Annotated in this window: 22 protein-coding genes; 4 read left to right on the forward strand and 18 right to left on the reverse strand. The window is 48.1% G+C overall.

The annotated features are described in order from the left end of the window. The first annotated feature begins 119 nt into the window (after positions 1-119). Positions 120-1,328, forward strand: coding sequence for an ROK family transcriptional regulator (locus ACFQY8_RS06550; RefSeq protein ID WP_377939085.1), 1,209 nt, complete (start codon positions 120-122; stop codon positions 1,326-1,328). On the opposite strand, the gene ACFQY8_RS06555 is transcribed toward ACFQY8_RS06550, so the two are convergent. From ACFQY8_RS06555 to ACFQY8_RS06575, 5 genes are read right to left on the reverse strand one after another with little or no spacing between them, the layout of a single operon-like run. Continuing rightward, positions 1,323-2,030 (reverse strand): ABC transporter ATP-binding protein, encoded by a 708-nt coding sequence (locus ACFQY8_RS06555; protein ID WP_377939086.1) that lies wholly within the window; start codon positions 2,028-2,030, stop codon positions 1,323-1,325. The genes ACFQY8_RS06550 and ACFQY8_RS06555 overlap by 6 nt on opposite strands. Beyond that, positions 2,023-2,802 carry an ATP-binding cassette domain-containing protein gene (locus ACFQY8_RS06560; protein WP_377939087.1) on the reverse strand — a complete coding sequence of 260 codons (780 nt, stop codon included), beginning with the start codon at positions 2,800-2,802 and terminating at the stop codon, positions 2,023-2,025. Before ACFQY8_RS06560 ends, ACFQY8_RS06555 begins: the two co-directional genes overlap by 8 nt. Next, on the reverse strand, positions 2,802-3,656 hold the full coding sequence (locus ACFQY8_RS06565) for an ABC transporter permease (RefSeq protein ID WP_377939088.1): 855 nt from the start codon (positions 3,654-3,656) through the stop codon (positions 2,802-2,804). Before ACFQY8_RS06565 ends, ACFQY8_RS06560 begins: the two co-directional genes overlap by 1 nt. Then, the gene (locus ACFQY8_RS06570) at positions 3,653-4,675 is read right to left on the reverse strand and encodes an ABC transporter permease (RefSeq protein ID WP_377939089.1); all 1,023 of its coding nucleotides are present in this window, start codon (positions 4,673-4,675) and stop codon (positions 3,653-3,655) included. The genes ACFQY8_RS06565 and ACFQY8_RS06570 overlap by 4 nt, the downstream gene beginning before the upstream one ends. Beyond that, positions 4,668-6,314, reverse strand: a complete 1,647-nt coding sequence (locus tag ACFQY8_RS06575; RefSeq protein WP_377939090.1) for an ABC transporter substrate-binding protein — start codon at positions 6,312-6,314, stop codon at positions 4,668-4,670. The genes ACFQY8_RS06570 and ACFQY8_RS06575 overlap by 8 nt, the downstream gene beginning before the upstream one ends. 95 nt (positions 6,315-6,409) lie before the next feature. Between ACFQY8_RS06575 and ACFQY8_RS06580 the strand changes: the two genes are divergently transcribed. Further along, the gene (locus ACFQY8_RS06580) at positions 6,410-7,177 is read left to right on the forward strand and encodes a type III pantothenate kinase (protein ID WP_377939091.1); all 768 of its coding nucleotides are present in this window, start codon (positions 6,410-6,412) and stop codon (positions 7,175-7,177) included. Here ACFQY8_RS06580 and ACFQY8_RS06585 read toward each other — a convergent pair. Further along, positions 7,152-8,225, reverse strand: a complete 1,074-nt coding sequence (locus ACFQY8_RS06585; protein WP_377939092.1) for a RelA/SpoT domain-containing protein — start codon at positions 8,223-8,225, stop codon at positions 7,152-7,154. The genes ACFQY8_RS06580 and ACFQY8_RS06585 overlap by 26 nt on opposite strands. A gap of 58 nt (positions 8,226-8,283) precedes the next feature. Between ACFQY8_RS06585 and ACFQY8_RS06590 the strand changes: the two genes are divergently transcribed. After that, positions 8,284-8,730, forward strand: a complete 447-nt coding sequence (locus ACFQY8_RS06590) for a Panacea domain-containing protein (protein WP_377939093.1) — start codon at positions 8,284-8,286, stop codon at positions 8,728-8,730. A gap of 59 nt (positions 8,731-8,789) precedes the next feature. On the opposite strand, the gene ACFQY8_RS06595 is transcribed toward ACFQY8_RS06590, so the two are convergent. From ACFQY8_RS06595 to prfB, 11 genes are all read right to left on the reverse strand, one after another. Then, positions 8,790-9,584 carry a pseudouridine synthase gene (locus ACFQY8_RS06595; RefSeq protein ID WP_377939094.1) on the reverse strand — a complete coding sequence of 265 codons (795 nt, stop codon included), beginning with the start codon at positions 9,582-9,584 and terminating at the stop codon, positions 8,790-8,792. Next, complete coding sequence (locus tag ACFQY8_RS06600) at positions 9,584-10,621, reverse strand: ADP-dependent NAD(P)H-hydrate dehydratase (protein ID WP_377939095.1); 1,038 nt, start codon at positions 10,619-10,621, stop codon at positions 9,584-9,586. Before ACFQY8_RS06600 ends, ACFQY8_RS06595 begins: the two co-directional genes overlap by 1 nt. A gap of 19 nt (positions 10,622-10,640) precedes the next feature. Then, positions 10,641-12,527 carry a glutamine--fructose-6-phosphate transaminase (isomerizing) gene (glmS, locus tag ACFQY8_RS06605; protein WP_377939096.1) on the reverse strand — a complete coding sequence of 629 codons (1,887 nt, stop codon included), beginning with the start codon at positions 12,525-12,527 and terminating at the stop codon, positions 10,641-10,643. Positions 12,528-12,593: 66 nt separating this feature from the next. After that, on the reverse strand, positions 12,594-13,397 hold the full coding sequence (locus ACFQY8_RS06610) for an amino acid ABC transporter ATP-binding protein (protein ID WP_377939097.1): 804 nt from the start codon (positions 13,395-13,397) through the stop codon (positions 12,594-12,596). Continuing rightward, a complete protein-coding gene (locus ACFQY8_RS06615; RefSeq protein WP_377939098.1) occupies positions 13,390-14,328 on the reverse strand; it encodes an amino acid ABC transporter permease in 939 nt (312 codons plus the stop codon). The genes ACFQY8_RS06610 and ACFQY8_RS06615 overlap by 8 nt, the downstream gene beginning before the upstream one ends. A 17-nt stretch (positions 14,329-14,345) precedes the next feature. Beyond that, a complete protein-coding gene (locus ACFQY8_RS06620; protein ID WP_377939099.1) occupies positions 14,346-15,266 on the reverse strand; it encodes an ABC transporter substrate-binding protein in 921 nt (306 codons plus the stop codon). Positions 15,267-15,438: 172 nt separating this feature from the next. Then, positions 15,439-15,924: an SsrA-binding protein SmpB gene (gene smpB, locus ACFQY8_RS06625; RefSeq protein ID WP_377939100.1), complete on the reverse strand. Its 486-nt coding sequence runs from the start codon at positions 15,922-15,924 to the stop codon at positions 15,439-15,441. Positions 15,925-16,017: 93 nt separating this feature from the next. Then, the gene (locus tag ACFQY8_RS06630; RefSeq protein WP_377939101.1) at positions 16,018-17,430 is read right to left on the reverse strand and encodes a CHAP domain-containing protein; all 1,413 of its coding nucleotides are present in this window, start codon (positions 17,428-17,430) and stop codon (positions 16,018-16,020) included. Between the two features lie 73 nt (positions 17,431-17,503). Continuing rightward, positions 17,504-18,427, reverse strand: a complete 924-nt coding sequence (gene ftsX, locus ACFQY8_RS06635; RefSeq protein WP_377939102.1) for a permease-like cell division protein FtsX — start codon at positions 18,425-18,427, stop codon at positions 17,504-17,506. Beyond that, positions 18,428-19,738, reverse strand: coding sequence for a cell division ATP-binding protein FtsE (ftsE, locus tag ACFQY8_RS06640; RefSeq protein ID WP_377939103.1), 1,311 nt, complete (start codon positions 19,736-19,738; stop codon positions 18,428-18,430). It lies immediately after the preceding gene. 73 nt (positions 19,739-19,811) lie between these two features. Further along, positions 19,812-20,951: a peptide chain release factor 2 gene (prfB, locus tag ACFQY8_RS06645; protein ID WP_377939104.1), complete on the reverse strand. Its 1,140-nt coding sequence runs from the start codon at positions 20,949-20,951 to the stop codon at positions 19,812-19,814. Positions 20,952-21,175: 224 nt separating this feature from the next. Here prfB and dapD point away from each other — a divergent pair, with 224 nt between their 5' ends. Continuing rightward, positions 21,176-22,201, forward strand: a complete 1,026-nt coding sequence (dapD, locus tag ACFQY8_RS06650; protein WP_377939105.1) for a 2,3,4,5-tetrahydropyridine-2,6-dicarboxylate N-succinyltransferase — start codon at positions 21,176-21,178, stop codon at positions 22,199-22,201. A gap of 161 nt (positions 22,202-22,362) precedes the next feature. Here the strand turns inward: dapD and map are convergent, their stop codons facing one another. Further along, on the reverse strand, positions 22,363-23,142 hold the full coding sequence (gene map, locus ACFQY8_RS06655; RefSeq protein ID WP_377939106.1) for a type I methionyl aminopeptidase: 780 nt from the start codon (positions 23,140-23,142) through the stop codon (positions 22,363-22,365). Between the last annotated feature and the right edge of the window lie 92 nt (positions 23,143-23,234).

Genomic DNA, 23,234 nt, shown 5'->3' on the forward strand with positions numbered 1-23,234 from the left:
AGCGGGAATACCACAAACTATATTTGTTTGTTTAGTAAACATATTATAATTACGTGTAAAGAAATACAAATTGATACACTAGGTGTGTCGAGTTATTTTCCAGCGAAAAGAGGAATCACTTGGTAGAACAACAAGAATTTACTCTGCCTACTAGCTCTTTCATTTCATTCGACCAATATGCGCAGCGCTATAATACTTCTTCTAACTCATTGAGGGCGAGTCAACCATCTGACGTCAGAAGAAATAACCGTTTACGTGCTATCGAAGCACTGTTTCCCCTACATCAACTGTCAAGATCTGATATTGCTCGCCACTTACAACTTACACGTGCATCAGCTTCAGAGGTCGTCAGTTCGCTAATCAATGACGGCTTAGTAATCGAAGAAGGCTCATCGCACACTCCTGGAAAACCCGGAAAGCCAGGAACGCTACTACGCCTTGACATATCATCAAGGAATATCATCGCAATCGAAATTTCTCCTTCAGCGCATCTCCGAGGTATCCTTACAGATCTCGTTGGTCACGTGCTAGATCGACAGACTTACTCCTCAGACTCGTGGAGTTCGATGATAGATGGGGCAATTGAGCTGAGTAAAAGTCTTCTGGAAAAAGCAACTGCACCAGTAATCGGCATTGGTTTCAGTACTCCTGGAATTATAAAAGATAACCGTAGTATTTTATCTGCACCAAATCTTCGTTGGAAAAATATTGAGATAGCAAAAAAAGTTGAGAATACCTTGCATATCTCTACTCGAGTAGATAACAACGTGAACTGCGCTGTATTAGGTGAACGTTACTTCGGAGTAGGAAAACCTAATCTTATGGTCGTACGTATCAGCGAGGGAATCGGCATAGGAACTATGATTAATGGTCATATTATCGAAGGCTCTCACTATACAGCTGGTGAAGTTGCACACGTTGTAGTAGACCCCCAAGGAAAATCCTGTTATTGCGGTAAAAAAGGATGTTTAGAGACTATCGTTTCTGAACCTGCAATTTCTCAGCTTTCGAAATCACATTCTGCTCAAGATATGGAGGAAGTACTTACACAAGCAGGACATACGCTAGGTACTGCACTCGCTATGTCAGTCGCCATAACCGACGTAGATGACATCGTACTTTATGGCTCATCCGTAGCTTTATCTAACACCTTCCAATCAAGCGTCCAAAATGCAATAAATGCTTCGCTTAATTCACCGCTTAGTACATCCATACACGTTAGATCTCCAGAAGTTGCGGAAGATATTGATTTACTCGGCGAAGCTATGACCGTACTTACTTGGGCACTGCCACAAAATAATTCTCAGCAATATTCACATTCCTTATAACTTCGCGGCTTCAATCAGCTGCTTCGTATATTCGTGTTTCGGATGAGAAATAATGTCACGTACACTACCCTGTTCGACGATTTGTCCTTCGTGGAGTACCACAATTTCATCAGCAAGACGTTGAGCAATTCCCAAATCGTGAAGCACGATAAGCATCGCTAAACTTCGTGCAGAGCGAATATCTTCTAGTACTTCAATGATCTGTTTCTTGCCGAGTACATCCACAGCACTCAGTGGCTCATCTGCTATAAGGAGGTCAGGCTGCGATATGAGTGCTCGAGCGATTGCCACACGCTGAGCCTGCCCTCCAGACATATCCCCAGCATATTTATGAAGAACATCGTGAGGCTTGAGACTCACCTGCTCCAGTACGCGAGCAATTTCTTCGTCACTTGCGCTCGGCTGTCCTTCCCGTACGATTTTCTCCACGCTCCAGCGTGGATTGAGCGATTGCAGAGGATTTTGAAAAATCAGACCTGTGTGCGCTCTCTCTGCTGCACGCACGTACCCCGTCTCAGTGTGAAGCATGCCTAATGCCAGCCTCACAAGTGTTGATTTTCCAGAACCTGACTGCCCGACCAACGCGACAATCTTACCTTCTGGTACAGCAAAGCTCACATCTTTAAGCGCAAACTGCTGCGCAGCCCCTCGCGACTTTCCATACCGGAAACTCACATTCTTAAATTCGATGAGATTAGTCATGGTAAGCCTCCACAGATATTTCCTGCGCAGCAGCGACAAGCTCTTGCGTGTAGCGCTCACTCGGATGCTCTAATACGCTATGAGTTTCTCCAGACTCCACAATCTGGCCATCACACAACACATAGCATCTTTGAGTCGTTTTTGTGATCACATTGAAATCATGCGAGATAAAGAGCAACGCGCTCTTTTCAGCGGATATGCGCTCAAGCAGCACGTCAATAATCTGTTTTTGTACAAGTGAGTCAAGCGCCGTCGTCGGTTCGTCAGCTATGAGTAACTGCGGATGTGAGACAAGCGCCTCGGCAATCGCTACACGCTGAGCTTGGCCTCCGGAAAGTTCAGAGGGGAAACGATGCAAAAACGCATCACTTAGCCCTACAGATTCCAGTGCCTCTTGGGCGCGTTTGTGTTTTTCAGCAGAACTCATAGTGTAGTGCAGCGCAAGTGGAAGCTCTACATTTGCCACCACTCGGGCCATAGGATTTAAAGCCGCTAAAGGGTTTTGGAATACCGCACTCATATACGTGCCACGAAGTTCGGCGCGTTCCTCGTCGCTAAGGCTCAGGATATCCACACCGTCCACGAGTATTTCCCCACTCACGTGTGCATGATGCGGAAGAGTACCCAACAATGCACGGGTAATCATTGATTTTCCTGAGCCTGATGCACCGATGAGTCCTACCCGTTCATGTGCAGAAACAGTTAGGTTTACGCCACGCACTACTGCACGGTCTTGAATGGTAACGCAAAGATCTTTAATCTGAAGGCTCATCATACCTCCTTTAATGCAGGATTGGTTAGAGGATCGACCACCTCACGCATAGCGTCTCCCACAAGATTCAGTGCGATAACTGCGAGAGTGATGATAAGCCCCGGCCACATCACCACACTTGGATGTATAGAAATATAGTGAGATGTCGTGGCAAGCGAGTGTCCCCAGGAAGGAACAGATGATGGTACGCCAACACCCAAGTATGTCAGACCCGACTCGGCAAGAATTGACGTTGCCGCCGCCAGAGAAACATTTATGATGACCGCTGGCATAATACTCGGCATGATGTGATCAAAGAAAACTCTCACGTCAGATTTTCCTTTGTAGCGTGCAAAGACCACATAATCCGATGCCGCTGCAGCAGTGGCTACAGGACGAACCACGCGAATTAAATTCAGGCTATACGCAAATGCACAGCTCACGATAACTCCCACAATTGTTGCACCGTAAGGAGCGGCACACAGCAGCGCTACCACGATGACCGGAATAGAGATAAGCGCATCTACGACAACGATAATGACACGGTTAAAGCCAAAAGAATGTGTAACTGTAAGAGCGACTCCCGCGATGCCTACGACTAATGTGACCATTGCCACGATTACCACAATCAGCAGCTCGGTGGCAGATCCCGCCATGAGCCAACTGAACGAATCTACGCCTGCACCATCAGTTCCTAGCCAATGCACTCGCGAAGGCGTTGTCCACACATTGTAGCCATTCGTATAACTCAGCGAAAAGGGAGTCCACACGAGAGAAACGCAGGAAACAAGTATCCATATACCGATGAAAATTAACGGAAAAGCCCCGTCCCAACGATGGAGAAGAGAACGTGTCACGATACGTAACTTTCTCATTGTGCTTCCTCCTCCACTACTTCGCGACTGCGATACACATCATCGCCAGTGCTGCGCAATCGGGGGTCTATCATCTGCCCTACAACATCTACAACAAATCCCACAAGAAGAAAAAAGGCTGCAAGCAGCAAGAGTTCGGTCTGTACAGCAGGTAAGTCGCGCTGAGACACATCTGAAAGAAGCAATGTTGCAAGTCCCGGAAGAGCAAAAAGAGATTCCACTGTCAAAACACCTGTAACCATCGTGGCAAAAGTGATACCAGATACCGATAAAATCTGCGGAGCGGCGAGTCGTAACCCCGTCGTGCGCAGCGCCTGTGCACGAGTCATGCCAGCTGCCATACTCCACGTCACATAATCAGAGTCTGCCACCTCTACAAGTGCTGAGCGCGTGTAGCGCATAATCTGCGCAGCAGTAATAATGCCTACCGATAGCGCAGGCAGAATAAGTGACGCGCATGCTGTCCACAGCGAGCTCCACGATTCTAATGGCGAGCGAGCGAAACCTTGCGTAGGAAGAATCCCTATGAGGCCACTTCCCTTGCCAAAAAGCATAATGAGGAGCAGTCCAGCCCACAGTGCAGGAACCGCACCGAGCGCCACAGAAATAGCGCGCAAGCTCTGACGTACCCATGCGCGTGCAGACGTCAGAGAATACACTGCGCTCGTGATTCCACATACGAGAGCAAAGATCATACTGAGCACAATGAGTGGGAAAGTAAGAAGAGCACGGCTTGCTATGCGCGCCCCCATCGATTGACCTGTCAGAGTAGAAACTCCGAGATTGCCCGACAAGACATTCCCCATCCACGATAAGTACTGCACGATGAGAGGTTTGTCGACTCCGAGAGACGCACGCAGAGCGCGATATTGTGCGCGTGTCGCATTTGTACCTGCTACTACTGCCGCCACATCCCCTGGAAGTACACGCAATGCAAGGAAGATAACTACGGATACTATCCAAAGCATGAGGATAAATAGAGCGAGTCGCCTGAGTATGGATTTCGCGATTTTAGGCATTAATCTTTACCTCCCACAGAGGCATCCACGTCTGATTTAAGTTAAGAGGGAAACTAGTGACACGCTTATCCCATGCTGTCACTACACGGAAATTAAGAAGCCAATCAGCCGCGGCATCCTCGGATACGATATGGGCAGCTTGCTTCAAAAGCGAGTCACTCTGACTATCGCTGTCTGCTTGCATCGCCTGAGCGTAAAGTTTTTGGACTTGTTTATTGTCATAGCCATAGTAGTATTTCGGGTTTGCCCACTGGAGAAAATCGTGACTTTCATTATGGTCCACGAGCGAAATATCATAATCACGGTTTGTATACACCTGAGAAAGCCATGTGGCGAACTCGGTACGATTAACGCTCAAATCAATGCCAATGCGCGCTAATTGTGACCGCAGCTGCTGCCCTATTTCAGCAGGATATGTATTAGCATACGTTAAGCGAAGTTTCAAAGGATGAGAGGTATCATACCCCGCTTCCTTCATGAGTTTAAGTGCTCGTGCCACATCCGTGGGATAGAGACTAGTCAAGTCTTCGTAGCCTGGGTCAAGGCTTGGGATTGGACCGCCGAGCGCTGTGTCCGTTCCCCCGCGCGATGCAATGATCGCTTTGTGATCAATGGCATAGCGAATGGCTTGACGAATGCGCTTATCGGTAAGCGGTCCGTGCGCATTATTAAAGGCGAGAACGTACTTATCCGTGCCTTCGCCTGCCTGATAAGTAAAGCGTGAATCGTTTTTAATCGCAGCCGTAAGATTCGAATTAATAGGAGCTAGGACCTGCACATCCCCAGAAGTCAGAGCATTGAGACCCGCTTGCGGATCTGCGTAATATGTGATTTTTATCGTCTTGGTCAGTGGCGTATGAGTACCCTTATAACCTCCGCGAGCACTCAAGACGACTGAAACACTAGGCTGGTAGCTGGTGAGTACGAAAGGACCTGAACCAACTGCGCTAGTTTTGGCATCATAATGGGCATCCTTGTCAAAGACAAGACCCGGACGACCAGAAAGATTCCATAAAAGCTCTGAGAATGGCGCAGACAAGGTCAACACTACGGTATGACTATCCACAGCCGCTACAGACCGGTAATTTGTCATGAGACTCGAGCCTTGAAGTTTGCCGCTCATCATAGAGGAGATGGACCACGCAACGTCACGCGCGTCAAGGACATCGCCGTTGCTGAAAGTAAGACCACGAGAGATGTGGAAAGTATAAGTCTTACGGTCAGCAGACACCTCCCACGACTGCGCAATACCCGGGGCGACGGTATTATTAGACTTTCGCGTAAGGAGCGCTTCATAGACATTGCCAATGAGAAGCTGATCAAGTGCCGTACCCGAGGTGTGCCGAATATCCAAGTTCGTCGGAGCAAGCTGCAAACCAATCGATACCTCGCCACCAGCAGATGTATCTGTCTTTCCCCACACAGTGTAGGCGCTCGTCACAGCAACAAGCACGAACACTACTGAAAGAATCGCAGCCCATGCTGCACACCAATGTCTCTTTTGGTGTTTGAATCGAGTATGCGCGTAAGAATGCCCGCGCGCTGCTTGCAATGTCTCATCAGAGCTGTGCGCGATAGCCTCAATTTGTGAGCAATCAACTTTCGCATGCGCACGCACTCCACGTTTTTTCTGTCTCATATCTTCCCTAAAGTCCCCGCGCCGTAAGACGTCGTTGCTCGGTTAATATTTCTATCAACGTGTATACCTTTTAGTGTACTGGGTATACTGGAGCTATGCTCATCGCTGTAGACATTGGAAATACAAATATCGTGCTCGGTTTCATGGATAATCGCACCATTACTCACACCTACCGCATGGCTACGAGCAGCGTGCGCACAAGCGATGAGTATGGTGTATCCCTGCTGCAATTTCTCCAGCTCAGCGGATATAAAATCACAGATGTCGATGATGTCATCGTATGTTCCGTCGTGCCGAGTGTTATGCATTCCTTCCGCAGTGGTGTGGAGAAGTTTTTGTGTAAGTCCCCCATCATTGTGGGTCCTGGTGTCAAGACTGGAATGGCTGTGCGCATTGATGAGCCAAAATCTCTCGGTACGGACTGTTTGGTAGATTGCGTCGCAGCTCATGCTTTATACGGTGCACCTTGCTTGGTCATTGATATGGGTACTGCTACGACGTTTAATTATGTAGATAAAAATCGCGCGATAATTATGGGCATTATCCAAGCTGGTTTGCAAACTGCTGCACGAGCACTTTCTGGAAATACTGCTCAGCTGCCTGAAGTTGAAATTGTCGCTCCGACATCTATTCTCGCTAAAAACACTCTTTCTGCCATTCAGACTGGTTTATACTATGGTTTCTTGGGAGGAATAGAACGTGTAATCCGCCAATGTCGCGCAGAATTCGATGAAGACTTTACCGTTGTCGCTACGGGCGGTTTTGGGCAAGTCATCCACAGCGACAGTGAACTCATTGATGTGTATGACCCTGATTTGATTTTCAAGGGTTTACACATTATTTATGAGAAGAATACTCATTAAGCTTTTGTAGCAGTTCTTGCGTACTAATAGTGTAGTTTGGGTAGATTTTACTTATATCTGAGAAGTCTGATGCAGCTACTAGCACTGCATTATCCCAACTCCCTTGCTCAGAATGATTGGTTCCTTCATATTTTGTGCCAGTATATGCAACTTCGATTTGTCCATATTTATCTAGAGCTTGTTCCAGACTATCCTGACCAAAATCAATGAACTTTCCCACTTGGTTCTGTGAATCAACACATAGCAAAAGAATGTAAGGGTCCTTCCCAAAATTTGATGGAAGTAGCGTAAAGCCTTCTGCTCCTGCTTGTAAATCCTTTATGAGGTCAAATCCATGAGCTTGAGCATTCTCTAAAGACTTATTAAGTCTCTGACAAAGTTCTCGGTAATCTGTCGTGTAACCATCTATTACTGCGCTTCTCTCTTCTAGCGCGAATATGCTTGACAAACACATCATAATTGGGTCTATATAGTGCTCACGGTTTGCGTTGCTCCCTGGGCTTTTGAAATCTTCACCATATAAAACTCCTATATTTTCAATACCAGTAGCCCAAATATGCTGCAGTCTAGTGCGTATTTGAATTTCAAAATGATAGTTTCTATCTTCCCATTGGTGTTTTACGATAATGTGTACACAACGGTAGCCAGAACCTTTAGGCTTCGTCACGTAATCCCTAACTTTTATCTCTTTGCCAAATGCTGATTTCACGCAATCGAAACAACGTCTCATAGACTCAATATCTTCACATATTACGCGACATCCTCCGATATCCTCCATCGTTGAGATATCATATTCTTTATCCTCCCGTAGCAGTTTCGAAAGTATAGACTTCATTCTCTTAAGGCGCATTGTGACTACTATGCCTTCAATAGAAGCGACAGCTTCGTTTACCATTCGAAAGACTTCAAACAATGGGGCAAGATGTTTGCCCCGCCAAATAACAGCATTTTGATATTCAATCGACTCTGTGTCAATATCCTCAATCCGCTTACAACTCTTTAATACCTTAGAGGATTTTTTCATTTGACTTCGTGACAAATCTACCATGAAATCTCTTCTCTCTACATCTAGATATAATAGAAGCCAGTATCAGGAGGGAGGAACGATGGCTTCAATTCTAGATGTTGCTGCATATATTTTAAAAAAGCAGGGCACAATGACTACGATGAAACTGCAGAAACTCGCTTTTTATTCGCAGGCAGAATATCTTCGAGAGTTTAAAGAGCCACTATTTGATTCATCCTTCCAAGCTTGGATTAATGGTCCCGTTTCAGTTGAGCTATTCCGCCATCACCGTGGACTTTTTCTGATTCGCCCACAGGATTTAACTGGTGCAACACCGAGCGCATTAAAGCTCGAGGAGCGTAAAACTGTAGATTTAGTTCTATCTGTTTACGGCGAAAAATCAGGTAAAGAACTTTCTATTCTCACTCACCAAGAAGCCCCTTGGAAAGATGCACGTGAGGGTCTTGCGACAGACCAAGCTGGTAACGTTGAAATTACAAATGACGCCATTTTAGACTACTACTCTAAGCACCCACTTGTAAGATAGCTATTTTTAAAGTATGAGCGAAAGTTCTCATCTCAGTATTCTTTCGCTCGTACAGAATGCTAGGCATTCACATCTAACTCATACCGTGACTCAAAGCGACGATGTTCTCCGGTGTAGGGATCTTCAAACTCGAGAGTTTTCGCGATGAGTTGAAGTGGATGGGTGAAGTCATCGTAATCATGCTTATGCTCAGTCGGATAGAAATCATCACCCTTAATCGGTAGCCCCAATGAATTCATATGGACGCGAAGCTGATGCGTCTTTCCTGTGCGCGGGTGCAATGTGTAAGCACGATACCCAGCATTGACTGCATCACTCGGTTGACACTCACTAATCTCAATGACAGTTTCAGCGTTCACATCACCCGGTTCTTCAAAAGCTTGCAAAATGTGATGCACTTTGATGATGCGCGAACGGCGTTCAAGAGGGAAGACAAGTCCTGCATATGTACCGCATTCAGACAGCGAGCGAGTAGTCCCAAACTTCGGCACAGACACCGGAGCCATCGGCGCTAAACATTCGTAGACTTTCGTCGCTTTCTTATTCTGAAACAGCAGCTGATACTTTCCTCGTGCTTTGATATCACGGACAAAGACCACAATGCCTGCGGTAAGCCGATCAAGACGATGGGCGGGGATAATGTCAGGCTCGTCGTAGTTTTCACGCAACCTCATGAGTGCAGTGGAATGGTACCACATACCGCGCGGCATAGTAGGTAGGAAGTGAGGTTTATCGACGACGATAATCCGCTCATCTTCATAAACGACTGGCAACTCAAATGGAATCTCCGGTTCATCAATGACGAAAGCGTGTGATCGCTGCGCGCGATGATTGCGATGACGGCGTCGAGACACTAGAAATCAGCTCCTCCTGATTCCGACGCATTCACATCTGGTTCCTGCGAATTTTCAGCCGTCCTAGTATTCCTATCTTTCCAATTGCGAAAATCTACTTGCGCTGCTGAAATAGCACTCGTCATATCAAGCAGCCCAATCTGATGCCCATATAAGTGAGAGTCCGACGAGACATTATCTGGGGAATCTCCAAGCCATTCTTCCATTGACGTCATGTCGAAAGCGCTCAAGCCCGCGGCATAGGAATGTACACACACTGCTGCCGCCGCTACACGCGCAAGATTAACTTTCCCCTCACGCAGCCGAGAGGCATTGCTAGCAATCGTCGCTCCCATGATTCCAGCAAGAAGGTCTCCTGTCCCTGCAGTCGCAAGCCAGTGCGTAGCCGGTGGAAGTTCATACGCTGTGCCATCGTGCGAGGCCACAATTGTTGGCGAACCCTTCAACACTACAGTGCATCCGAGTTTGTGGGCAATCACTGTAGCAGAGACTTCACGGTGTGATTCAATATAGTCGCGAGACATATCAAGACCTAAGACAGTGCACAAACGTTCTGCTTCACCCGTATGCGGTGTGAGCACGCAGCGAGCACGCTGATCCGCGTCTAGTTCCCCGTTCATAGCCATCACTGCATATGTTTCGAGAGCACCTGCATCGACGACCACATATGGCACGTTCTTGTGCAGCTCATCGTCTTTCGAAGTTAGTATCTGACGAATTTCGTCACTTCGGCAATCTCCATTGTCGTATATTCCAGAAAAACCAGAACCCACAACCCACGCATCGACATGATTTTCAGCACATGCAGTAAAGACGACTTCAGGATGCGTTATCAGCAGTGCATTCACTGCGGCAGCTGGACCGTTATAACGCACATAACCGATACCGCATGATGCGGCCGCGGATACAGAAAGAACGCCCGCGCCAGGGTACTCATCGGTACCCGTAATAAGCCCTACGACTCCGCGCGTGTACTTAGAGTCATCAGGGCAAGGAACTTCGAATAGTCCGTCGAGATGCTCGGGAAGAAACTGCATAGTTGCCTTGCCGTACCCCTTACTCTACAGTCACGGACTTAGCCAAGTTACGAGGCTTATCCACGTCCAAGCCCTTGAGCTTTGCCATATCCATAGCAAAGAGCTGCATAGGAATAACGTCGACGAGAGGACTCATCAGCGTTGGACACTGTGGGCGCCAGAAGACGACATCTGCATAGTCGCGCACGTCGTCATCACCTTCTTCGGCGACCGCAATAGTGTATGCACCGCGAGCGCGTACTTCCTCAATTGCTGAGATGACTTTCGAATGCAGGATATTACGTCCGCGGGCAGGCGGCACGATGACGACAACTGGTTCGCCTTCGTCGACGAGTGCGATTGGTCCGTGCTTGAGTTCACCCGCAGCAAAGCCTTCGGTGAAGGTGTACGCAATTTCTTTGAGTTTTAGTGCTCCCTCCATCGCCACTGGATATCCTACGTGGCGACCGAGGAAGAGGAAGGACTGAGCGTTAATCATCTTCGTGGCAGCTGCTTCAATTGTCTGTGACTGAGTGTCGATGACTCGTTGGATTTTGTCTGGCATAGCGCGAAGTTCGTCGAGGATTCCGCGAATTTCGTCGCGATACATGGCTCCCTTGACCTGCGCCAAGTACAAACCAATCAGGTATGCTGCGGTAATCTGTGCTACGAATGCCTTAGTCGATGCCACTGCAATCTCAGGACCTGCATGTGTGTAGAGCACAGCATCAGATTCACGTGGAATGGTCGAACCTTGAGTATTGCAGATAGCAAGTACTCGTGAACCTTGCTCACGCGCATGACGAAGTGCCATCAAAGTATCCATAGTCTCGCCAGACTGCGAAATAGCCACAACGAGCGTACGAGATGTCAAAATCGGGTCACGATAGCGGAACTCATGAGCAAGCTCTACTTCGACCGGGATACGTACCCAGTGCTCGATAGCATACTTTGCGACCATACCTGCGTACGCTGCCGTTCCACATGCGATGACGATGATTTTGTCAATGGAGCGGAATATTTCCTCATCGATACGCACCTCGTCGAGGTTTAACCGACCTTCCAAATCAAAGCGTCCAAGCAATGTATCCGCCACAGCGTGAGGCTCTTCATGGATTTCCTTATCCATGAACGAATCCCAGCCCCCTTTTTCGGATGCCGAGGCATCCCAGTCCACGGTAAATGGACGAATCTCTACTGCATTGCCCTTAAAGTCTGTAACCGTTACACTATCAGGAGTAATCTGAACTGCCTCATCCTGACCAAGCTCCAACGCTTCTTTGGTATACGCTACGAATGCTGCAACATCTGAGCCGAGGAAGTTTTCGCCATCGCCAAGTCCTACGACGAGCGGAGAGTCATGTCGTGCCCCGACTACGACATTCGGCTGACGGCAGTCTGTAGCAAGCAATGTAAAAGTACCTTCCAACTGACGAGCCACACGACGAAGGGCTTCAAATATATCAGGCGTACCCGTTTCCTCTATAATTTGCGCCGCGACCTTACCGATGAGCTTCGCCGCGACTTCCGTGTCCGTAGAAGATTCAAAAGTATAGCCATCTTCCATGAGCTGCTGCTTGAGTGCAGGAGCGTTTTCAATGATTCCGTTGTGGATCACTCCAACTTTGCCATCGCTACTCATGTGTGGGTGAGAATTTGTATCGCTCGGAGCACCATTTGTCGCCCAGCGCGTATGGCCAATTCCCGCTGTGGCAAGCGGAAGTGGGTCAGTCTCAATGCTGCGCACTAAATTATCGAGACGACCTTCCTTCTTTCGGAAAGCTACATGGTCCATACCCGGAGCAGATAACGCTACACCTGCGGAATCATACCCGCGATATTCCAATCGCTTCAACCCCTGAAGACATACCTCCAAAGGCTTACCGCATGCTGTCCGTGTTCCTACATATCCAACAATTCCGCACATAACGTTCTATTGTATAGGACAGCAGTAAGTTTCACTGCAGCAAACGATGTCACATGCGCGAACCCCTTACAAAACAGCTTTTAAGAAGTCTTGGAAACGCTCTGTTTGAGGGTGATCAATGATATCTGCTGCACCGGATTCGACGACAACACCACCATCCATGAAGACCACTTGATCCGCAACCTCACGAGCAAAACCAATCTCATGCGTTACCACCATCATGGTCATACCGTCATCAGCAAGTTTGCGCATAACGCCAAGCACTTCGCCGACGAGTTCAGGGTCAAGAGCCGATGTCGGCTCATCAAAAAGCATAATGTCAGGATGCATGGCAATGGCGCGAGCAATCGCCACACGCTGCTGCTGCCCACCTGAAAGTTGAGACGGATAGTGGTTCACATGGTCAGCAAGACCCACCATGTCAAGATATGCGAGAGCTTCTTTCTTGGCTTGAGCTTTCTTCATACCCGCCACGTGAATAGGCGCTTCCATCACATTTTCCAGCACCGTCATATGCGGGAAAAGGTTAAATTTCTGGAAGACCATACCGATATGGGATCGCTGCTTCGCAATCTCCTTATCTGACAAAGTCTGCATGACTTTCTGACTATTTTTCTGAACCCATTTGTAGCCAATCATTTCACCATCGACGTCAATTTCACCGCCAGTAATAGTTTCCAGTTGGTTGACCATACGCAGCAAAGTCGATTTACCCGAGCCCGATGGCCCAAGGATGACCGTTACAGTGCTTGGCATGACTTCGAGATTAATCCCCTTGAGCACATGCAAATCACCATACGCCTTATGAACTTCTTTAATTTCAATCTGCGGCTGACTTACCGGCATCATATCCTGCACAGAGTTAGGCATTGAGACCTCCCCAGAAAGCTTCATTTTCCTTGGCTACATCGTTTTTGGGTTCACCATCAGTCTTCCCCGGAAGAGGAGGATTCTTACCGCGAGCTCCTGCCGGCTGTACATCAAAGCCTTTGCCAAAATATTTCTCGAGGTACGACTGGCCAACCATTAGGATAGACGTGATAACGAGGTACCAGATACCTGCCACGAGAAGTAACGGGATTGGCTGATAAATACGGTTGGCGATATTGTTGCTCATATATTGCAATTCCATGGTGAACGGGACAGCAAGGACGAGCGATGTAGTTTTGAGTAATCCAATTGCCTCATTACCCGTCGGAGGAATAATAATGCGCATTGCTTGAGGCAAAATTACACGACGCATGATAAGAGACCTCTTCATACCTAAAGCTTGGGCAGCTTCCGTCTGCCCTCTATCGACAGCTTCGAGACCCGCACGAACAATTTCAGCTAAATATGCAGCCTCGTTGAGAGACAGTCCAATCACCGCGGCACGACCAGCTGTAATGACGTCTGCCGTGCTTAAACTCCATGAACCCACGCCAATTTTAGGAATAAGAACGGATATCAGCCCCCAGAAAGTGAGCTGTGTATATACTGGAGTACCACGGAAAAACCATATAAAGAACCAACTGACAGCACGCAAGACCACGTTATCACTTTTACGCATTATCGCAAGGGCGACTGCCAGCACAATTGCGATAATCATAGAGATAAATGTCAGCCATAAAGTCCATCCCACACCGGTGAGGATGTGCTCGTTGAAGAGGTACTTCCATACTGTAGGCCAAGCAAAATTCTCGTTTGTCGCTATACCCCAAGCAAGCCAGGCAGCGAGGAGCGCGACGATAATACCAGCGACCACCGGGCCAGGTTTGCGCACAGGAAGAGCCTTAATACGATTAGGAATGTGAGGAGCCATATCTCTATCTCTTTCCTTTATTTAACCTTTGGATTGATCTCAGCTGTGGAAATTGCGCCATCCTGAACGCCCCATGCTTTCAAAATTCGCATATACACACCAGAATCAATAAGTTTTTGAACTGCACCACGGACGGCCTGCGCCGTCTTCTTATCATTTTTTGCAAGCACAATTCCTTGTGGCGCTACATCGACAGCATCACCGAGGAGCTGAAGCTTACCACCCGTCTGACTCACAGCATACCCAGAAACAGGAGTATCCGAATACATTACGTCAGAACGTCCTGCGAGGACTGCCTGCGTTGCCTGCGTCTGCTGCTCATAGACTTGCAAATCAAGAGCAGGCTTTCCGCTCTTGACGCAGGAAGCTGACGTATCTTCGAGTGCTGTTTCTTCCGAAGTACCCACCTGCACAGAAACCTTGTGCCCGCATAAATTATCAGCTTCGATATGTTTCGGATTTCCTTTCGCTACCACATAGCTCATACCGGCTGAGTAGAACTGTACGAAGGTCACTGTCTTTTCACGTTCTGCGGTAATGGTAAAGCCCGATACCCCGACGTCGAACTTTGACCCTACAGCAGGGATAATAGAGCTAAAACTTGCCTCTTGAATCTTTACCTTCAACCCAAGGACTTTAGCTACTGCTTTGATGAGATCGACCTCATAGCCAATCACCGTCTGATTGTCTTCTCCAGTAAACTCTGCGGGAGCCCATACAGCATTAGAACCAACGGTTAACACACCGTCCGAAGACACCTGCTTGGATACTTGAGCAGCCAGCGTCTTATCCACTGTAACATCACTTAAATCGACATGTGCCTGAGCATCGTCAAGACCGTCAGATGTGCCACACGCCCCCATGCTGACACACAGCACAAAACTTAATAGTGCTGCAAGTATAACGTTACGCACACGCCTGATATAAGGTAATATCATCTACTCGCTCCACTTCACGCTCATTTATACTCGAATTTTTATACTTTGCTTCTTACTTCCGTACGATATGTATAAATATACGCTTTAAAGTATAAATATGCGTTTTCTTGTCGGAGTGCGAGACAAAAGCAATATGACAAGAAGGAATACGGCAGGCATATGACAGCTATTATTAGCCTAAATTATGTAACCTCATAGCACGCTGGGCCTCACGCTTATCCTGAGCTTCTCGCAAAGCCTGCCGCTTATCGTACTCATGCTTACCTTTAGCTAGCGCAATTTCTACCTTTGCTCGCCCATTCGCAAAATACAAAGATAGCGGAACTATCGTATACCCCTTGGCCTGGATGGCACGAGCAAACTTCTCAATCTGTGCTGTATGAAGGAGAAGTTTACGCTTACGCTTCGGCATGTGATTCGTCCATGTTCCATTGAGATATTCGGGGATATTCGCTCCTTCGAGCCACATTTCGCCATGCTTGTCAATGGACACGAAAGACTCAGTCAGGCTTGCACGTCCTTCACGCAAACTCTTGACTTCTGTGCCAAAAAGTACCAATCCTGCTTCAAGAGTGTCCTCGATAGTGTAGTCGTGACGAGCGCGACGATTTTGTGCAACGACTCCGTTGCGAGTATCTTTAACCTTCTTCGCTGCCATATATGCTCCTTCGCTGTGATTTTCAAGTGTAGCTCATGCAAAAACGCGCCGCGAATGCAGCGCGTTAATGAATCATTTACAGAGCCATCTTGTTTAGATGTGAACGTACTGATAAGCACGCGCATTACGAATAATGCGGGTATGTGCCACACCACGATATACAGCTCCACACTCGGATATAAGCACAGAACCATCCGAATTGACACGTTCAACGACCGCTACATGCCCGTACGTCCAGTCAGCGCCTGCTTGGCCTGGTTGGAAGACGATAGCAGCACCAACATGCGGAGTATTGTTCACGACATAGCCAAGTCGACGTCCAGTGTTTGCCCAATCTTTACCATTGCCCATGTAAGAGCCGACCGGAAGACCAAGTGCTGTACGGCGGTTATATGCATACCAAGTGCATTGACTCCACGGGTACGCACCACCAAGCACGCTTGTACGACCGGTCTGATGACCATAGCAGTACGTCGCAGTTGCACCACAATTTCCAGGAACCGAATAGTCTCCTGAGGAGCGAGCAGCATAGGACGAAGCAGCCGGCTGGGATGCACTCACACTCGTGGAACGAGCTGCGTACTGAGATGTCGTCGTGCTGCGACGTGCTGCGGCTGCCGCACGAGCTGCAGCCTGCTGAGCCGCAATCTGCTTGTTATAAGCATCTACTTGCTGTTGAGCCTGAATGATGGCCACCGCCTCTTGCGCAGACTGGGTCTTGAGCTGATCTTGCTGAGCGGAAAGCTGCTTTGATTTTTCATCGGCTTGAGTACGCAAATCGTTCAGACTTGAAACCTTCTGAGTAGCCTGCGCTGAAGCCTGTTGTGCAGCTTCAGATTCAGCATCTGCTTGCGATTTAAGATTTGCGATTTGCGTTTCGATAGCAGCTAGGCGGTCCGCACGATTCTTGCCAGTACTCAATGCAGTCGCGGAGTCATTCGCCGCACGCGCCTCCACGCGGGATACCGCAGCATCCGACTGCATAGAAGCAATAAAATCACTCGAATCCTTTGATCCTGTTACGATGCTCATCGTTTTCGAGGCATTAGAGCTGTGGAAACTATTACGTGCCACTGCGGCGACCGAAGCCGTGGCAGCATCATAATCTGCCTTATTGTTTGCAATCTGATTTTCTAAAGTCGCCTTGTCATTCTGAGCAGCTGTGAGGCGCTGCGCAGCAGCCTGAGCTTTTGCCTGAGCTGCGCTTGCTGCATTTTGCGCATTCTGCGCTGCAGTTTCAGCGGCGGGTATCTGATTATTGACCAAATCATTAAGGCTCAGCACCAAATCGGATAGTTGCTTACTTACTCCGGAGAGCTGACTTTGCAGCTTTGCCTGAGCCTGCTTGTGCTGAGCAAGATTATCATAAACACCTACAGCATATGCACTATCGACAGGCGTCACATACCATGACACAACGCTCGCAGAAATGATGGAAAGGGTTACCAAACCAAACGCAATAGTGGCTTGCACCTTCTTGCTTACTCTTTTGTGTGTAACTCTCATACAAATTCCTTAAAATTCCAAGTCCTTAAACTCTAGTACATCGTCAATGCACTCGTCAAGGCTGATGCACGCTTTATGCGTGTAAATACTTGCGTAGCGAAATTGATGATGCCACCACGGACAGCACTATCGCGCCGAGGACAAGCCATGGAGCAATCCATAAGACACTGTACATATCGATAAAACTCATCCATGTCACTTGCCGTGCGAGCCAATCTGTGATAAAGACCTTAATCAATCCCATAAGTGTACCGATAGCCAAAATTGACCCCAGTAGGGAAGCAAAAACACCTTCGAGGATGAAAGGCATACGTATGGTCCAATTAGATGCACCGACATAGCGCATGATTTCGGTCTCTTTACGACGGCTTGCAGCACTCATACGGATAGTGGTACCTGTCAATAGAACTGCCACAAGCACCATAACGGCTGCAAGCACAACGGTTACTACAGTTCCACGGTTGAGGACGGCGAAGACTGGCTCGAAGATTTCACGTTGGTCTTCGACTTGTTCTACGCCCTTGGTATTGCTGAGGACTTCAGATACGACCTGGTACTTATTTGCATCTTTGAGTTTTAAACGCAAAGATGCTTGCATATCCGCTGCAGTCAATGTGCGCCCCTGATATACACCGCCAGGGTACTGTTTCGTGAAGGTGTTCTTAAAGAAGTCTTCCTGAGACACATACCTAATTGTGGATACTACGCCAGAAAGTTCACTTTGAATCTTGGCTTCAATCTGAGAAACTTCGTCGTCAGTAGGAGCCACTCCACTTGCACAATTCGCAGATGTACTCGAGCCGTCAGGGCACAGCCATACCACAACTTCAACTTGATCATACCAGTCACCCCTAGCGCGGGACACCTGATTTTGCATCAACGCCGCGGAGCCAATAAAGACAAAGGATATAAAGGTCACAAGCATGACAGATATGACCATTGCGCCGTTACGGCGTAGGCTTGTCCACGCCTGTGAGAAGATGAACCGCAAACGCATTTACTCACCATCCTTTACATTATCTTTGTCAGCTCTATCGGTTATATCAGTTTCTCCTGTTTCCGCATTTTCTAGCTGCTGTGCTTTTTCTGTTCTCTTCGCGGTCTCCTGTGCCTGCAAATCAGTCGTCGCATGAGCAACAGTCTCCTGCTCAGTTTCGGTTTGCAAAAACGCAGGCGGAGCTGGAGGTGCTGGAGCCGGACCTAGCACTGATTCCGGCACTGATGCATGAGGAGGTTGCGGAACTGTCACGATGTCGTCGCTCATCTTTCCAGCATTATCGTCATCATCAGAAGTATCTTCTTTGTCAGCAGCATCAGCGTCTCCTAGACCACTGCCCCACGTCAGAGTATCTTCCGCAGAGGCAAAAGCCTCACCATAGCGTCCCGTTCGACCTGTATGAACGTTTCGCGCCAAACGTTCTACAGCATTCTCCTCATTTCCGTTTTCTTCTGTTTCTGTCTTATGTGGCTTAAACCGCTCAAGGTCTACAGTTTCCGTAGTTGTCTCATTATCATCGTCACCGATGTAATCGTTGGAAAGCGAACTGACCTTTTCCACAGAGCGTACAGCCTGTTCAAGCCTTGAACGCTGCGTCACATCCTCATCAGGGAAGTAGAGAGCAGAGTCATACATACCGTTCTCTTCGTCACGCACAATGCGACCGTTATGAAGTTCTATCACACGCTTACGCATGGAATTTACAATCTCTTCATTATGAGTCGCCATGACGATGGTCGTTCCCGTACGATTAATTGCTTCGAGAACTTCCATAATTCCCACAGACGTCGTCGGATCCAAATTACCAGTAGGCTCGTCAGCGAGGATAATCTGCGGATGATTTGCATATGCACGCGCAATCGCTACACGCTGAGCTTCTCCGCCGGAAAGCTCATGTGGCATACGATTCTCTTTGCCGGTCAATCCTACTGCCTCAAGCACTTGAGGGACAATGGACTTAATAGTAGAACGCTTTGTACCGATAACTTCCAATGCAAAAGCGACATTTTCCCACACAGTCTTGTTTTCCAAAAGCTTGTAGTCTTGGAAGACGAAACCGATAGAGCGGCGATAATGCGGCACATGGCGGTTAGAGATGCGATGCAAATCGTTACCTGCCACATGAATTTCGCCATCGCTCACTTTCTCCTCACGAAGAAGAAGGCTGAGCAGAGTAGATTTTCCTGCACCCGAAGCTCCGACGAGAAAGACAAAATCTCCGCGATTGATATGCAAATTTACATCTTCAAGCGCCGGCCGAGACGCATGGTCATATACCTTACTGACGTGATCGAGGTCAATGAGAGCCATTTCTTTTCCTATACCGTTATCTTGTGCAGTTTCAATGTATTCTTCGGGGTTCTAGCTTTGAGATTTTGCAAGCCTAATCGTTCGTGGCTTCTGCGCCAGCCTCAGCTTCTTTACGCTGCTGATGACGCCAACGAATACCCGTATCAATAAAGGCATCCAAGTCACCATCGAAGACTCCCTGAGTATCTGAAGTTTCGTATCCCGTACGCAAATCTTTCACCATTTGATAAGGATGCAGGACATACGAACGCATTTGATCGCCCCAACTTGCCTTAATGTCACCAGCAAGTTCTTTACGAGTCTTCGCTTCCTCTTCGTGCTTAAGCACTAAAAGCCGCGACTGAAGGACAGACATCGCAGCAGCACGATTTTGAATCTGGCTGCGCTCATCCTGCATCGTCACCACAATACCCGTTGGCAAATGAGTCAATCGGACAGCAGAATACGTCGTGTTGACACCCTGCCCTCCCGGTCCAGAAGACATGTAAGTATCAACTCGGATATCGGAGTCAGGAATGTCGATATGATCCGTCGGCTCTACTAAGGGGATAACTTCTACTGCTGCGAAACTTGTCTGCCTGCGACCTTGATTATCGAATGGCGAAATACGAACTAATCTATGCGTGCCGCCTTCAACAGAAAGTTTTCCATACGCGTATGGTCCTTCGATTTGTACCGTCGCAGACTTGATACCCGCCTCTTCTGCATACGAGGTATCAAGAACTTTCGCCTTAAAACCAGAGCGCTCTGCATACCGCAAATATTGACGTAAGAGCATCTGTGCCCAATCTGCAGCATCCACGCCACCTGCACCAGAGCGAATGGTCATCACTGCCGTTCGGTCGTCGTACTCGCCGTCAAGCAGTGTCTGAATCTCCATATCCGCCAAAGATACACGTGTCTGGCTAAGCTCTTCACGAGCTTCATCGATGGAATCACTATCCGACTCTTCCGCTCCTAATGCGTACAAAGTTTCAATGTCGTCAAGACGCTGCTGGACTTCTTCCAATTTGCGCAATTGTGCTTGGCTCGCTGACAACTTTGACGTGATGTGCTGAGCCTTGTCTGGGTCATCCCACAAATTCGGCTCACTCGCCTGACGCTCTAAATCTGAAATGCGAATGCGCAAAGCATCGAGATCAACCGCCAGTGCGATAGTCTCAAATTTTGCTCTTGCTTCACTTAAATCTTGTGAGAAGTCATAATCCGCCATGTTTACCCACAGTACGCCAATAAAACGCGTAGCATACCGTTTTGGGCAAGACTTAACAACCTACGCACATTTACGCTATGCTTAGGGACACAGATAGCAATTTACGTGTACTTTCGCATCGTGCACCTCGAATAGCACATGCATATACACAAAGTGCTTGGAAATACTTTATAAGTTATACCTTTATAGGTTATAAAGTGAAATTTACAAGGACGGGAGAAAACATGACCTCTTCACAGCGTGCGGCATGGGGATGGGGGCTAGCATCTATCGATGAAGCCGGAAATACTTTAGACGTATGGTACCCAACTGCAACTTTGGGCACTATCGACGATGTCCCTTCAAAGGATACCCGTCCTCATCATAATTTCGGTTCTTTAGCATATGACGAAGCTGATGCCCGTGGAGTTAAGCGCGTTCCTGTCTTCACTGTATCTTCAGTTGACGAGCCAATCGTCGATGCTGCCGATGCCTACTTACGTTTGCACGTCATGTCTTTGCGTCTCGCCGCACCAAACACGTTAAATCTCGACGGTATATTTGCTGCGCTCAGCAACGTCGTGTGGACCAACTACGGTCCATTTGCTGTAGACACTTTCGCATTGCGCAAGCTTGACGTGTTGAATGCTGCTGCCCAACAGGCTCATAATTCGGGGCTGCATAGTTATGCAAGTGCCGACGTCAATGTCTTATCCATCGATAAATTCCCTCGCATGGTGGATTATGTGGTTCCTACGGGCGTACGCATCGGCAATGCCGACCGTATCCGTTTGGGTGCATATCTGTCAGAGGGTACAACGGTCATGCATGAAGGCTTTGTCAACTTTAACGCAGGAACTTTAGGTGTTTCTATGATTGAGGGCCGCATCTCTCAAGGTGTAGTCGTGGGCGATGGCTCTGACATCGGCGGCGGAGCTTCCATCATGGGAACCTTATCTGGTGGCGGCAAGCACCGCGTCTCCATCGGCAAGCATTCCCTGCTCGGGGCAAACGCAGGTATCGGCATTTCTCTCGGAGATAACTGCGTCGTAGAAGCTGGTCTCTATGTAACCGCTGGCACAAAAGTAGCCCTGTATGACAAAGAAAAAGTTGCAGCAGGTCAGCCTCTTGATGTCGTTAAGGGTGCGGACTTAAGCGGAAAAGACAATATTTTGTTCATACGTAATTCCGTTACCGGCGCGATTGAAGCCCGTTCACGCACAGCTGGAAAGCTTGGTATCGAGCTAAACTCAGCGCTCCACAAGAATTAAAACACACATGATAAAACTGAAAGATGAGTAGACATGCTCCGTTCGGCTTTATCGCGCTCTTGACGTTTTGACACATTCAATAAATGTGAGGTTCCGCCTTGATTGAATCGAGACGGAACCTCATCGTGTCATGAAGTTATAAAATCGCTCTGTGAAACGTTTTATTCACTATCGCGTGCAGTCAGAATGATTGGATCTCCGTCTGTAATAGCGATAGTGTGCTCGGAATGTGCTCCACGCGAGCCGTCGACCGAGCGTAAAGTCCAACCATCTTTGTCATCTTGGAAGATTTCATCTGTCGTCTTCATAAACCATGGCTCGATAGCGATGACGAGACCAGGACGAAGACGATAACCGTGGTGAGTACGACCATCATTCGGAACGTGCGGGTCGCCGTGCATGATATGTCCCACGCCGTGACCGCCAAACTCAAGATTGACATCGTATCCATACTGTGCTGCCACTTCGCCAATTGCAGCAGACACATCCCCTAAACGGTTACCCGCACGGGCCTGATCGATGCCAGCGGCGAGAGCTTCTTCAGTGGACTTAATGATACGAAGGTCATCTTCAGCAGCATCACCGACTACGAAGGAAATGGCAGAGTCTGCTACCCACCCATCGACGTTAATTGCGAGGTCAAGGCTGACGAGATCGCCATTCTTTAAGTTGTAGTCATACGGTACGCCGTGCAAAACTGCATCATTGACAGATGTACAAATATAATGGGCAAAAGGTCCTGTGCCAAAGTCTGGCGCATAGTCAACGTAGCATGATGTAGCACCAGGACGATGCTCAATAGCTTCCTTGACGAAGTTGTCAATCTCAAGAAGATTCGTACCAACTGCGGTTGTCTTCTTCAAATCTGACAGAATTCCAGCTACAAACTTACCTGCTGGGCGCATTTGCTGGATTTCTTGAGGAGTTTTCAGTTCAATCATGGCTTTAAGGATACGCGCACGTCTTGATACCCTACTCTCAACTTTGCCTTTCTCACAGCCTTTCTCGTAGCTGCTCATAAGCCATAACATCG

The organism is Alloscardovia venturai, from assembly GCF_042676605.1.
Lineage (GTDB): Bacteria > Actinomycetota > Actinomycetes > Actinomycetales > Bifidobacteriaceae > Alloscardovia > Alloscardovia venturai.